Annotated in this window: 12 protein-coding genes; 4 read left to right on the plus strand and 8 right to left on the minus strand. The window is 74.5% G+C overall.

What is annotated here, in order from left to right; all coding sequences use genetic code 11:
- Nucleotides 1-29 precede the first annotated feature (29 nt).
- Entirely contained in the window at nt 30-605 is a 576-nt protein-coding gene (gene folE, locus Ae150APs1_RS14910; RefSeq protein WP_029239597.1) for a GTP cyclohydrolase I FolE, read from the minus strand.
- A 71-nt stretch (nt 606-676) separates the two neighbouring features.
- Entirely contained in the window at nt 677-3,202 is a 2,526-nt protein-coding gene (gene ftsH / locus Ae150APs1_RS14915; protein ID WP_075298233.1) for an ATP-dependent zinc metalloprotease FtsH, read from the minus strand.
- Nucleotides 3,203-3,500: 298 nt separating this feature from the next.
- Between ftsH and Ae150APs1_RS14920 the strand changes: the two genes are divergently transcribed.
- Nucleotides 3,501-4,475, plus strand: a complete 975-nt coding sequence (locus tag Ae150APs1_RS14920; protein ID WP_083680142.1) for a hypothetical protein — start codon at nt 3,501-3,503, stop codon at nt 4,473-4,475.
- Nucleotides 4,476-4,484: 9 nt separating this feature from the next.
- Here the strand turns inward: Ae150APs1_RS14920 and hpt are convergent, their stop codons facing one another.
- From hpt to dacB, 4 genes are read right to left on the minus strand one after another with little or no spacing between them, the layout of a single operon-like run.
- Nucleotides 4,485-5,045, minus strand: a complete 561-nt coding sequence (gene hpt / locus Ae150APs1_RS14925) for a hypoxanthine phosphoribosyltransferase (RefSeq protein ID WP_060574593.1) — start codon at nt 5,043-5,045, stop codon at nt 4,485-4,487.
- A 56-nt stretch (nt 5,046-5,101) separates the two neighbouring features.
- Nucleotides 5,102-6,217 carry a tRNA lysidine(34) synthetase TilS gene (tilS, locus tag Ae150APs1_RS33610; protein ID WP_075298236.1) on the minus strand — a complete coding sequence of 372 codons (1,116 nt, stop codon included), beginning with the start codon at nt 6,215-6,217 and terminating at the stop codon, nt 5,102-5,104.
- Nucleotides 6,214-7,287 (minus strand): zinc-dependent metalloprotease, encoded by a 1,074-nt coding sequence (locus Ae150APs1_RS14935; protein WP_075302125.1) that lies wholly within the window; start codon nt 7,285-7,287, stop codon nt 6,214-6,216. The genes tilS and Ae150APs1_RS14935 overlap by 4 nt, the downstream gene beginning before the upstream one ends.
- Before the next feature lie 27 nt (nt 7,288-7,314).
- Nucleotides 7,315-8,718: a D-alanyl-D-alanine carboxypeptidase/D-alanyl-D-alanine-endopeptidase gene (gene dacB / locus Ae150APs1_RS14940; protein WP_075298238.1), complete on the minus strand. Its 1,404-nt coding sequence runs from the start codon at nt 8,716-8,718 to the stop codon at nt 7,315-7,317.
- A gap of 217 nt (nt 8,719-8,935) precedes the next feature.
- On the opposite strand from dacB, the gene Ae150APs1_RS14945 reads away from it, so the two are divergent.
- On the plus strand, nt 8,936-9,424 hold the full coding sequence (locus Ae150APs1_RS14945; RefSeq protein ID WP_010242619.1) for an inorganic diphosphatase: 489 nt from the start codon (nt 8,936-8,938) through the stop codon (nt 9,422-9,424).
- 60 nt (nt 9,425-9,484) lie between these two features.
- Here Ae150APs1_RS14945 and Ae150APs1_RS14950 read toward each other — a convergent pair whose 3' ends face one another.
- Both Ae150APs1_RS14950 and Ae150APs1_RS14955 read right to left on the minus strand, forming a co-directional pair.
- Nucleotides 9,485-10,696, minus strand: a complete 1,212-nt coding sequence (locus Ae150APs1_RS14950) for an acetyl-CoA C-acetyltransferase (RefSeq protein WP_075298241.1) — start codon at nt 10,694-10,696, stop codon at nt 9,485-9,487.
- Between the two features lie 13 nt (nt 10,697-10,709).
- Nucleotides 10,710-11,162, minus strand: a complete 453-nt coding sequence (locus Ae150APs1_RS14955) for a MaoC family dehydratase (protein WP_075298244.1) — start codon at nt 11,160-11,162, stop codon at nt 10,710-10,712.
- A gap of 256 nt (nt 11,163-11,418) precedes the next feature.
- Between Ae150APs1_RS14955 and Ae150APs1_RS14960 the strand changes: the two genes are divergently transcribed.
- Together Ae150APs1_RS14960 and Ae150APs1_RS14965 are read left to right on the plus strand one after the other, a co-directional pair.
- Nucleotides 11,419-12,378 (plus strand): ATP-binding protein, encoded by a 960-nt coding sequence (locus tag Ae150APs1_RS14960; RefSeq protein ID WP_075298247.1) that lies wholly within the window; start codon nt 11,419-11,421, stop codon nt 12,376-12,378.
- On the plus strand, nt 12,375-13,184 hold the full coding sequence (locus Ae150APs1_RS14965) for a transglutaminase-like domain-containing protein (protein WP_075298250.1): 810 nt from the start codon (nt 12,375-12,377) through the stop codon (nt 13,182-13,184). The genes Ae150APs1_RS14960 and Ae150APs1_RS14965 overlap by 4 nt, the downstream gene beginning before the upstream one ends.
- Nucleotides 13,185-13,190: the final 6 nt, after the last annotated feature.

Consider the following 13,190-nt stretch of genomic DNA (forward strand, 5'->3'; position numbering starts at 1 on the left):
CCGGCAGACCACCGTCCGGGGCGACCACGTCACGCCCCCCTGATCAGCGACAGCGCCTCCGCGCGGGAGGAGGCGGAGCTCTTGAACAGTCCACGGACCGCCGAGGTCGTGGTGCGCGAACCCGGCTTGCGGATGCCGCGCATGGCCATGCACAGGTGCTCGGCCTCCATCACGACGATCACCGCGCGCGGGTTCAGCTTGCGCACCAGGGCGTCCGCGACCTGCGCGGTGAGTCGCTCCTGCACCTGCGGGCGCTTGGCGTACAGGTCGACCACCCTGGCGATCTTGGACAGGCCGGTGACCTGGCCGTCGACCGCCGGGATGTAGCCGACGTGCGCGACGCCGTGGAAGGGCACGAGGTGGTGCTCGCAGGTCGAGAACATCGGGATGTCCTTGACCAGGACCAGCTCGCCGTGCCCTTCGTCGAACGTCTTCTCCAGCACCGAGTCCGGGTCGACGAACAGCCCGGCGAAGATCTCGCCGTAGGCGCGCGCCACCCGGGCGGGCGTCTCCTTGAGCCCCTCGCGGTCGGGGTTCTCCCCGACCGCGATCAGGAGCTCGCGGACCGCCCGCTCGGCGCGGTCGAGATCGATCTCGGCGGGCACGGCCTGGGTGGCCCCGGCCGCGACCGCGGCGGACCTGACCGGTTCGGGCCAGTCGTCCGTGGTCAACGTGCTCAGTGTCCTGCCTCCGGGTCGTCGCCCCGACGGTCGCCGGTCCGGGGGCCGTCGGTCGTGCCCGACGAACCGGTCCACGGCCCGTTCCGGACCGGGCCCTGCTGCGGGTCGCCGCCCTGCTGGGGGCCCTGCTGCCGCGGGTCCTGCTGCTGCGGGTCCTGCTGCTGGTTCTGTGGCGACGGCTGCTGCGGAGCCTGGCCCTGCTGCCCACCCCAGTTGGCCGGCGGCCAGCTCTGCCCGTGCGGGGTGGTCGCGGGCCGCCAGTCCGGCGGCGCGCCGTAGTTCGGCGCCACCGCGGGCGGGGGCGGCGCGTAGCCGCTGCCGCGTCCGGGCTGCTGCCTGCCGTCGGCGCCGGCCGGACGGCCGTTGCCGTTCGGTGTGGCGCCGTGGACACCGTTGCCGTTCCCGGCGGGTGCGGGTGCCGGGACGGGGTCGGGACCGTAGCCGCCGTCGTTCGGGGCGTCCGGACGGGCCGGGGCGGACCCGCCCGCGGGGAACGGCGACGCACCGGGCAGGCCGGGGGCCTCGCCGTGGCCGTTCGCGGCACCGGACCCGACCGGGGCCGGGGTCCGCTCCGGCTCGGGCCAGGGCTCGCCACGCTCGTGCGCGAGCTCGCGCGGGGTCTTGATCGGCGGCTTCTCCGACGGCGTCCGGTCACCGAAGTCGTTGAACGCGGTGATCCGCGGCCGCTTCTCCACCGACCCGAAGATCCGCTCGAGGTCCCGGCGGTTCAGCGTCTCCTTCTCGAGGAGCTCGAGCACCAGGTCGTCGAGGACGTCGCGGTAGGTGTTGAGGATCTGCCATGCCTCGGTGTGCGCCGCCTCGATGAGCTTGCGCACCTCCTCGTCGATCTCGTGGGCGACCTCCAGCGAGTAGTCCGCCTGGTTGCCCATCGAGCGTCCGAGGAACGGGTCGCCCTGCTCGCGTCCGTAGCGCACCGCGCCCAGCTTTGCGCTCATGCCGTACTCGGTGACCATCGCGCGGGCGATCTTGGTGGCCTGGTCGATGTCCGACGACGCACCCGTCGTCGGCTCGTGGAACACCAGCTCCTCAGCCGAACGGCCGCCCATCGCGAACACGAGGCGGGCGATCATCTCGGCGCGCGTCATGAGGCCCTTGTCGTCCTCCGGGACGACGAGTGCGTGCCCGCCGGTGCGCCCGCGCGGCAGGATCGTGAGCTTGTAGACCGGCTCGAGGTCCGGCATCGCCCACGCCGCCAGCGCGTGCCCGCCCTCGTGGTAGGCGGTGATCTTCTTCTCGCGCTCGGAGACGATCTTCGACTTGCGCTTCGGGCCGACGACGACGCGGTCGACCGACTCCTCCAGCGCCGCGCCGGTGATCTGCGAGTCGTTCTCCCGGGCGGTGAGCAGTGCCGCCTCGTTGATCACGTTCGCGAGGTCGGCACCGGACATGCCGACGGTGCGCTTCGCGAGGCTCTCGAAGTCGACGTCCTGGGCGAACGGCTTGCCCTTGGAGTGCACGGAGAGGATGGCGCGACGGCCGGCGAGGTCGGGCGCGGCGACCGGGATCTGGCGGTCGAACCGGCCCGGGCGCAGCAGCGCCGGGTCCAGGATGTCCGGACGGTTGGTGGCCGCGATCAGGATGATCCCGCCGCGGGCGTCGAACCCGTCCATCTCGACCAGGAGCTGGTTCAGCGTCTGCTCGCGCTCGTCGTGACCGCCGCCGAGGCCCGCGCCGCGCTGGCGGCCGACCGCGTCGATCTCGTCGACGAAGATGATGCAGGGCGCGTTCTGCTTGGCCTGCTCGAACAGGTCACGCACCCGGGAGGCACCGACACCGACGAACATCTCGACGAAGTCGGAGCCGGAGATCGTGTAGAACGGCACGCCCGCCTCGCCGGCGACCGCGCGCGCCAGCAGTGTCTTGCCGGTGCCGGGCGGGCCGTACAGCAGCACGCCCTTGGGGATCTTCGCGCCCAGCGCCTGGTAGCGGCCCGGGTTCTGCAGGAAGTCCTTGATCTCGTACAGCTCTTCGACGGCCTCGTCGGCCCCCGCCACGTCCGAGAACGTGTTCTTCGGCATGTCCTTGTTCAGCTGCTTGGCCTTGGACTTGCCGAAGCTCATCACCCGGTTCCCGCCGCCCTGGGCGTTGTTCAGGAACCAGAACAGGACGATCAGCACCAGCGCCAGCGGGATCATCGTGATGAGCAGCGTGGACAGGAACGAGTCCTGCCGGACGAGGGTGCCGTACTCGGCGATCCCCGGGACCTGGCGCACCTGGTCGAAGATCTGCCCGGAGAGCTGGGCAGGGTACTGCGCGAGGACCTGGGTGGTCTCGTTGCCGTCGACCTCGATCGGGCGGTCCAGGGTCAGCCGGAGCTGCTGCTCCCGGTCCTCGACGAGCGCGTCACGGACGTTGCCGTCCTGGATCTGGGTCAGCGCGACCGACGTCGTCACCTCGGAGTACCCGCGGGTGTCGTCGAGCAGCTGGCTGAACCCGAGATAGATCAGGAGCGCGAGGAGGATCCAGATCAGCGGGTTGCGGAGCAGGCGCTTGCGGTCCATGCAACGTCGGCCGGGGTGGCCTTCACCTTCCCGAGAGTGGTTCGCGGCAGCGGCGGCGGACGGAACACCGCCCCGCCGGACGGCCCTGACCCGCCAGGATAGCCGCACGCAGGAGCGAGCGCGCCGGGCGGACCGGGCCCGGACGGTCGCACGCGACCGTCCGCCGGATCAACGTGTGGACGACCTGGCCGGTTCCCCCGTCGGGGTGTCCCGCCGCACACTCCCGCGGGCCGGTGTGGGAGAACTGTGGGGCACGCACGGTGGGTGATCGGGCGTGCACGTCGGGAGGGGCGATCGGATGGCGCTGCGCGCGGGGCTCGGGCCTCGTCGGACGGTGTCCGCACTGGCCGTCGGGCTGGCCGCCTCCGCCGCGCTGACGCTGTTCACCGCCCCGGCCGGCACGCGCACGGAGGCGCCCGCCGTCCCGGCGGTGACGACCACCGCGCGGGCCGAGGCCCCCGCCGTGATCCCGTCCCCGGCCGTCGCCGCGGGGCCGTCGTCGATCGGGCCGGGCGTCGTCACGGAGACCGCCGGTGCGGGACTGTGCACCGCGGGCCTCGTCCTCACCGCGGGCGACCGCACCTTCCTGGCGCAGGCCGCGCACTGCGGCGGCACCGGCGACGAGACCGAGACCGACGGCTGCACCTCGGCCGCCGTCCCGCTGGGCACCCCGGTGACCGTGCGCGGCACCGACCGGACCGTCACCGGCACGCTCGCCTGGAGCTCCTGGAACACCATGCAGGCGCGCGGCGAGACCGACCCGGACACCTGCGCCTACAACGACCTCGCGCTGGTCGAACTGCCCGCGGACGCCGCGCCCGCGGTCGGGGCGGCGGTGCCGTTCTTCGGCGGCCCCACCGGCGTCTGCACCGAGCCGCTGCCGGCGGGCACCCCGGTGTTCGGCCTGGCCAACCCGCCCGACGCCACGGGCGCCCGCGCGGTCGCGGCCCGTGGCGGCGTCGTGGCGGGCGACGTCGGCGGCGGCTGGGGACACGCGGTGTACACCATGGAGCCGGGCGTGGCCGGCGAGTCCGGCAGCCCGCTGCTCGACGCCGGGGGCCGCGCCGTCGGGGTGCTGTCCAGCCTGTCGTCGACGGCGGACCGCCCCAGCATCGAGTACACCGACCTGGGCCGGGCGCTGGACTACGCCGCGCGCACCGACGGCCCGCCCGGGCTCGCACCGGCGTCGGGACCGGGCTTCACGGCGACCCCGCCCGGCGTCGACCCGCGGTCGCTCGCGACGCCCGCGGGCCCCGGCATCGCCGCCGGCTGACCGGGCCGGTCAGGCGTAGACCGTCGGGTCCAGCGTCCCGATGTAGGGCAGGTCGCGGTACCGCTCGGCGTAGTCGAGGCCGTAGCCGACGACGAACTCGTTCGGGATGTCGAAACCGACGTAGCGGACCGGGACGTCGACCTTCACCGCGTCGGGCTTCCGGAGCAGCGTGATGACGTCGAGCGACGCCGGGCCGCGGGAGTTCAGGTTGTTCAGCAGCCAGTTCAGGGTGAGACCGGAGTCGATGATGTCCTCGACGATCAGCACGTGCCGGCCGGCGATGTCGCGGTCGAGGTCCTTCAGGATCCGCACCACGCCCGACGACGACGTCGACGAGCCGTAGGAGCTGACCGCCATGAACTCCAGCTGGGTGGGCACCGGCAGCGCGCGGGCGAAGTCGGTCATGAACATGACCGCGCCCTTCAGCACCCCGATCAGCAGCAGGTCGCCGTTCCGGCCGTCCTGCACGACGTCGGCGTAGTCCTCGGCGACCTTGCGGGCCAGCTCCTCGGTCTTCTCCCGCACCTGCTCCTCGGTGACCAGCACCGACGAGATGTCCCCGTCGTACACCCGACCCCCTCGCGCGGGCCGCGGTGGCGGCCCGGTCGTCCGGAACCGGGCGATCGTCACGCCCGGTCACGCCCCCACCGTCGGCGGCGCAGCACGAGCCTGCCACGCGTGCGGGTCAGCTCCAAGCCACCACCGAGCGTCGGCCCGCCCTGCCCGCGCCACCGCCCGACGAGATCGTCGGCGGCGCGCAGCTGGGCGTCGGTGAGTGCCCGGACGCCGTGCGCGGCGAGCCATTCCCGCAGTACGCGGCGCCGGACGGCCGCCGGTGCCGTCGCGAGCACCGTCGCGTCGAGGGCCGGGGCGGCGGTGCCGGCGGAGGCGTCGCGGGCCGGTTCCGGGAGCCGTTGCGGCACTCCGGCTCCGGGGTCGCTGTCGCCGGAATCACGCGGGACGGGGACATTCCCGACGGCGTCGTCGTCACGGTCCGTACCCGGGACGGCACACCCCGGCTCTCCGGCGGCCTCCCGGAGCCGGGCGGCCTGCTCGTCGAGGGCGGTGTCGTCGTCGCGGAGCTGGTCCGCGGTCCGCGCCAGCGCCTCGGTGACGCCGCCGCCGAGCACCTCCTCGAGCAGCGGGAGCACCTCGTGCCGCACCCGGGCGCGGGTGAAGCGGGGATCGGTGTTGTGCGGGTCGGCCCAGACCGGGACGCCGGCCTCCGCGCAGGCGTCGGCGGTGTCGGCGCGGCGCAGGCCCAGCAGCGGGCGCAGCCAGGGCGCGCTCCAGGCCCGCATCCCGGCGAGCGAGCGCGCACCGGAACCCCGGCCGAGCCCGAGCAGCACGGTCTCGGCCTGGTCGTCGAGGGTGTGGCCCAGCAGCACCGCCGACGACGGGTGCGGCCGCGCTGCGAGCAGCGCCGCCCGGCGGGCCCGCCGGGCCGCCGCCTCGGTACCGCCGGGACCGGTGACCTGCACAGGGTGCACCGCGGCCTCGATCCCGGCCGCACGCAGCCGGACCGCCAGCTCGGCCGATCGCTCCGCCGAGCCGTCCTGCAGACCGTGGTCGACGACGGCCGCGTGCACCGGCCCCTCGACCACCTCCCGCACGGCGAGGACGAGCGCGGTCGAGTCGGCGCCACCGGAGCAGCCGACGAGCGGCGGGGCCTCGCACACCGGGCCGGGCAGCTCCGCCAGCGCGTCGCGTACCGCGGCCCGCACCCGCCGCCGGGCGGTCATGCCACGCGGCGCAGCCAGGCCCCGGCGTCGGACAGCTCGGCGCGGGTCGGCAGCGTGTCCGGGGACTCCCAGACCCGGTTGAGACCGGCCATGCCGACCTCCCGCTCGACCTCGCGGCAGAACGCGGCGCCGACGGCGTACTGCTTCATCTTCGCGTCGACGCCCAGCAACGCCCGCAGCAGCCGGTCGACGACCCCGCCGCCACGGCGGCGCTCGGTGAACCGGGCGCGGATGACGGCGACGTCCGGCACGACCTCCGGCCCGACGGCGTCCATCACGTGGTCGGCGTGCCCCTCCAGCAGGGTGGACAGCGCGAGCAGCCGGTCGAGCACCGCCCGCTGCTCGGGCCCCTGCAGCAGCTCCACCAGTGCGAGCACGTCGGTCCCGCCCTCACCGCGCAGCGAGCGGATCGCCTCGGGCAGCCGGGCGAGCTTCGCGGTGTCCGGCTCCTGCAGCGACAGCAGCGCGGTGACCAGCCCCGCGAAGTGGTCGCGCAGCCACGGCACCGCGGTGAACTGCAGCCGGTGGGTGGCCTCGTGCAGGCAGACCCAGAGCCCGAACTGGGCACCGTCGACGTCGAGCGACCGGGTCACGGCGTGCACGTTGGGCGCCACCACGATCAGCCGGCCCGCGCCGTCCGGCCCGCCGAACGGGTCGTACTGGCCGAGCACCCGCGCACCCATGTACGCGAGCAGCGCGCCGAGCTGCGCACCGGACCCCGCCGCGGTGACCGACCGGAGCGGCCACGGCGACGCCGGCAGCTCCGCCCCAGAGGTCAGCGCGTCCATCCCGGCGACCGCGGCGCGGGCCCACGCCGGGCGGTCCAGGACCTCGGCGGGCAGCAGCGGGAGCCCGGCCCCGAGCCCGGTCACCTCGCGGACGTGACCCTCGGCGCGGGCCGAGTCCTCCCGCAGCCGTCCGACCAGCTCGCGGGCCGCCTCCGGCGTCGTGCGGGGGCCAGCGGGCATCAGCCGGGCCGCCGTCGCCGCCGCCAGGGACCAGTTCACCGGCAGGCCGCGATCGGCCTGCCGCGCGGTCGCCGGTGCCGGGTCGGTCACGTCGGGCTGCATGCCGGCCACGCTACCCGCGGTCGGGCGTCAGCCGCGGCAGCCGCAACGGCTCAGGGTGGCCGCCACCCGGTCCAGCGCGGGGCGCGCGTCGGCGGGCGAGGTGCCGTTGGAGAGCAGCGCGAACACGAGCAGCCTGCCGTCGACGTCGGTGACCACCCCGGCCAGGCTGGACGCCCCGCTCAGCGTGCCGGTCTTGGCGCGCACGACACCTCGCCCGGCCACCGACGGGCCGTCGCCGAAGCGCTCGGTGAGCGTGCCCCCGCCACCGGCGACCGGGAGCCCGGTGAGGATCGGCCGCAGGAACTGGACGTCGTTCGGGCTGTCCGACTGGGCCGCCGCGGACGCCAGCACCGCGCCGAGGAGCCGCGCCGGGATCCGGTTGTCCCGGGACAGACCGCTGCCGTCGGCGAGCTGCAGGCCGCCGACGTCGTACCCGGCCTGGACCAGCGACTCGGTGACGGCGCGGGAACCGCCGTCGAAGGAGGCGTCGGCGTCGCGGGCGACGGCGACCTGCCGGGCGAGCGCCTCGGCGGAGACGTTGTCCGACGCGGTGAGCATGTACTCGACGAGGCTCGCGATCGGCGGCGAGGAGACGCTGCCCAGCACCGGGGCGGTCGCCGCGGCGGTGCCGTCCTGCACGTCGGTGGCACCGAGCGCGTCGGCCAGTGCCTGGCCCGCGGCCTGCGCGGGATCGGTCGAGCGCGGGCCGTCCTGCTCGGTGGGGGCGGTGCGGCCGCCGTCGAGCATCAGCGGGGACATGGGCGCGACGTAGCCGTCGGCGACGTCGCTCGCGCCCCAGCCCGGCGACTGCGCGGGGCCCTTCCACAGCCCGGTGTCGACGTACACCGTGCGCACCGGGGTGGGGTGCGCGTTCTTCACCTCGGCGGCCAGGTCGTCGATCCGGGCCGGCTCGGGGTAGAGCCCGTCCTGCCCGGCGGGCAGCGCGGTCAGCGACGGGTCACCGCCCCCGACGAGCACGACCGAGTCCTCGCTGGGGCCCGGGACGACCCGGGTGGCGAGCCGGTCGGTGGGGTTCATGGTGAGCAGCGCGGCGGCCGCGGTGAGCAGCTTGGTCGTCGAACCCGGGACCATGGCCCGGCCCCCGTCGCGTTCCCACAGCGGTGCGACACCGCGCGGGGACGACGAGTCCATCACCACACCGGTGACCTCGCCCAGCGCCGGCGAGCTCAGCTGCTCGGACAACACCTGGGTGATCCCGGCGGCGGTCGGGACCGGCGCCGTGGGGGTGAGCGGCCGCAGCGCGGGCATCGGGACCGGCGGGTAGGCGGCGGCCGCCTGGCCGAACCCGATCCGCTCCCGCGCGTCCGGCCCGGCGAGCGCGACGGCGCCGAACAGCGAGGCCAGGGCCATGACCGCGACGACCGCGAACCGCCGCGTGTTGCGGTCCGTCCGCCGATGCCTGCGTCCCACTCCGCCTCCTGCTCGCTGTCCGGTCCGCGGACCGGCCGACCTGTCCGGGTGGTGGTGCGACGACCGCCACACCGCACCCGCAGAGGGTCACCGGCCTGCACCCACGCGGTCCGGTTCCCTCACACTAGGGGGAAGCACCGACGCCGCCGGAGCGGGCGGGCCACCCGGCCCGCCCCGGGCCCGGTGGTACGTGACCCTCTTCAAGGAGCAACGAACCGTGGACTTCGACGTCACCATCGAAATCCCCAAGGGCGGCCGGAACAAGTACGAGGTCGATCACGAGACCGGCCGTATCCGGCTGGACCGGACCCTCTTCACCGCCACCCAGTACCCCGCCGACTACGGGTTCATCGAGGACACCCTCGGCGAGGACGGGGACCCGCTGGACGCGCTCGTCCTGGTGCAGGAGCCCACCTTCCCGGGCTGCATCATCCGGTCCCGCGCGATCGGGATGTTCCGCATGAAGGACGAGAAGGGCGGCGACGACAAGGTCCTCTGCGTCCCCAGCGACGACCCGCGCCAGGAGCACCTGCGCGACATCCACCACCTGGCCGAGTTCGACCGGGCGGAGATCCAGCACTTCTTCGAGATCTACAAGACGCTGGAGCCGGGCAAGAGCGTCGAGGGCGCCGCCTGGGTCGGCCGCGCCGACGCCGAGCGCGAGATCAAGGCGTCCTACGAGCGGGCCAAGACCGAAGGGCACTGAGGCGCTCCGCGCTCGTGAGTGGTTATCGCGGCTCCAGCCGCGATAACCACTCACGAGCCGTCAGGCCCGCTCGAACACCGCCGCGAGGCCCTGCCCGCCGCCGATGCACATCGTCTCGAGCCCGTAGCGGGCGTCACGGCGCTGCATCTCCCGGGTCAGGGTGGCCAGGATCCGGCCGCCGGTCGCGCCGACCGGGTGGCCCAGCGAGATCCCCGAGCCGTTGACGTTGGTCCGCTCGAAGTCGGCGTCGGTGAACTTCCACTCCCGGGTGCAGGCCAGGACCTGCGCCGCGAACGCCTCGTTCAACTCGATCAGGTCGATGTCGGCCAGCGTCAGCCCGGCCGCGTCGAGCGCCTTGGCCGTGGCCGGGACCGGGCCGATGCCCATCGTCTTCGGCGGGACCCCGCCCAGGCCCCAGGACACCAGCCGGGCCAGCGGCCGCAGTCCCAGCTCGGCGGCCTTCTCCGGGCTGGTCACCACGCACGCCGAGGCGCCGTCGTTCTGCCCGGAGGCGTTGCCGGCGGTCACCGTGGCCGCGTCGTCGTCACGCCCCAGGATCGGGCGCAGCTTCGCCAGGGTCTCCATCGACGAGTCGGGCCGGATGTGCTCGTCGGCCTCGACCACGGTGTCGCCCTTGCGGCCCTTGACCGTGACCGGCACCAGCTCGTCGGCGAACCGGCCCTCGGCCTGCGCCGCGGCGGCCCGGTGGTGCGAGCGCACCGAGAACTCGTCCTGCTCGGAGCGGCCGATCGAGTACTCACGGCGCAGGTTCTCCGCGGTCTCCAGCATCCCGCCCGGCACCGGGAAGTTCACGCCACCGGCGGTCACCCGGCCCCGGGCCAGCGAGTCGTTGAGCATGACCCCGGGGCCGCCCTTGACCCCCCACCGCATCCCGGTCGAGTAGAACGACGCCGACGACATCGACTCCGCCCCACCGGCCAGCACCACCTCGGCCGCACCGGTCTGCACCTGCATCGCCGCGTAGAGCACGGCCTGCAGACCCGACCCGCACCGGCGGTCCACCTGGATGCCGCCCGCGGTCACCGGCAGCCCGGCGTCCAGCGCCGCGACCCGGCCGATCGCCGGGGCGTCCATCGACGGGTAGCAGTGCCCGAGCACCACGTCGTCCACCACCGCGCCGTCCAGCCCGGTCCGCTCCACCAGCGCCGCGATCACCGTCGCGGCCAAGGAGTGGGCGGGCACGTCGCGCAACGAACCGCCGAACCCACCCACCGGGGTCCGCAACGGCTCACAGATCACCGCATCACGCATCTGTCCGGTCCTCTCAGACGTACTGCCGGGTCAGCCACTCGGCGACCACGGCGGGCTTCTCGGAGTTCTCGATCTCGACGGTCACCTTCGAGGCGATCTGGACCCCGCCGGAGATGTCGGTGACGTCGATGATCTCGACGCGGCCGCGCACCCGGCTGCCGACCGGGAGCGGGCTGGTGAAGCGCACCTTGTTGAGGCCGTAGTTGACGCCCATCTTCACGCCCTCGATCCGGTACACCCCCTGCACCAGCTTCGGCAGCAGGGACAGCGTGAGGAAGCCGTGGGCGATCGTCGTGCCGAAGGGGCCGTCCTTCGCGCGCTCGGCGTCCACGTGGATCCACTGGTGGTCCCCGGTCGCGTCGGCGAACCCGTCGATCTGCTCCTGCCCGACCTCGACCCAGTCCGAGGCGCCGACCTCGCTCCCCTTCGCCTCCCGCAGCTCGTCGACCCCGTTGAAGACGCGCATCTCCCACCACTTCCGTTCGCTCGGCTCGTCGCTCGCCGGCGACCGCCCACCGTCCCGGCGGCGTCGCCGATGGTCCTTCCCTACCGCACGCGGCGACGCGGGTCGGGGGAACGTCGGGAAACCCACACGCCCCGCCCCGCGGGAACGCCCCGTGTTGACTATGGTCGGTCCGGGAGGAGCCGCCCGCAGGAGATCCGGGCACCGCCTCGACGTGGAAGGCCGCCCACCACATGGACCCGACCGTGACCGACCGCCGATGAGCACTCCGACCACGACGGCGCCCGACCGTCGCCTGGTGCACCGTGCCGTCCCGTACCGGGACCCCGAGCACCAGGCCGAGGTGCTGGCCGGCCCGGTCGGCGACGCCCTCGACCAGAACCGGCGCGCGCTGGTCGTCGTGGAGCAGCGGTGCCGGTCCGAGCTGCAGCGGTCGCTGGGCAGCGATGCGGGGGTCAGATACTGCCCCCCGGAGCGGATGCACTCCGCGCCGCCCTTCACCGTCGCCGGGCGCTGGAGCCGCGCCGTGCGCGACGCGATCGTCGAGGGCGCCCCCGGGGTGTGCACGGTCGGGCAGCCGCTCGACCTGCCCGGCACCGACCCGGCGTACTGGACTCGGCTGGACCTGGCGCTCGACCACGCGCTGCACGGCCTGCCCGTCGAGATGCTGTGCTGCTTCGCCGACGACCGAGGCGCCCGCGCGGAGGCCGGCGCGCTGCACGACGAGTTCCTCGTCGACGGCGACCCGGTACCCAGCGAGTACCGCCGCGACCACCGCACGCTGCTCGCGGAGAACCCGCAGGCGGCGCCCGCTGACCTGGGTGTGCCGCTGCTCGTGCTGCCCGTCGGGCTGGACCGCCTGTCCACCATGCGCCGCGTCGTCCACCGCCAGGCGGTGCTGACCGGGTTCGGCCCGGAGCGCGCCGAGGACCTGGTGCTGGCCGTCAACGAACTCGTCAGCAACGGCATCGAGCACGGCTCGGGCGGCCCGGTGCTGCGGATGTGGCGGACACCGGAGGGCCTGGTCGCCGAGATGACCGACCCGTCGGCCTTCCACCTGCCGTTCCCCGGACTGGCCGCGCCGTCGCCGTCCGGGCGCCGCGGGCGCGGCATGTGGATGGCCTCCGAGCTGACCGACGTGCTGCAGGTGTGGACCGCCGAGGACGACCCGGGCCGGGTGCACGGCACCGTCGTACGGGTGACGGCGGGCCCGCCGTGACCGCCGCCGCCGATCCGGTCGTCCGTTTCCTGCGGATGGTCAGCGGACCGGAACCCGACCTCGACCGTGCCGCCTGTGCGATCGCCGCGGGCGCCGGCGGGGACGGCGGTGCGACCGCCCGCGCGCTGGCCACCCTCGACGAGCTCGCCGACGGGGTGACCGGCCTGGAGTCGTTGCTGCACCGGCTGTTCACCGAGGCGGGCTTCGCCGGCAACACCGCCGAGTACGGCGACCCGCGCAACTCGTTCCTGCCCGACATCCTGGAGCGCCGCACCGGCATCCCGATCACGCTGTCGGTGGTCGCGATCGAGGTGGGCCGCCGGGCCGGGGTGCCGCTGGAGGGCGTCGGGATGCCCGGGCACTTCCTGGTGCGGGTGCCCGGCAGCGACCGCTACCTCGACGTGTTCGACCGCGGCCGCCGGCTGGACCTCGCCGGGTGCGAGGCGCTGTTCCGCGCGACGACCGGCGCGGGGCCGGAGGCGCCGTTCGGGGCGAACCTGCTGCCGCGGGTGTCGACCCGGCAGATCCTGGCCCGCATGCTCGACAACCTGCGCGCGGTCTACGCGCGGCAGAAGAGCCACACCGACCTGGAGTGGGTGCTGCGGATGCGGCTCGGGCTGCGCCACCGCGGCCCCGAGCTGATCCGCGAGCTCGGCGACGTCCTGGCCACGCAGGCGCGGTGGGACGAGGCCGCCCGGCTCATGGAGTCCTGGGTGGACGGCCCGGGGCGCGGGTCGCGATCGGGTGCCGAGGTCCTCGACGAGGTCCGGACCGAGGCACGCAAGCACCGCGCGCACCTCAACTGACCGGGC

Source organism: Pseudonocardia sp. Ae150A_Ps1 (assembly GCF_001932315.1).
In the GTDB taxonomy this organism is placed as follows: Bacteria; Actinomycetota; Actinomycetes; order Mycobacteriales; family Pseudonocardiaceae; genus Pseudonocardia.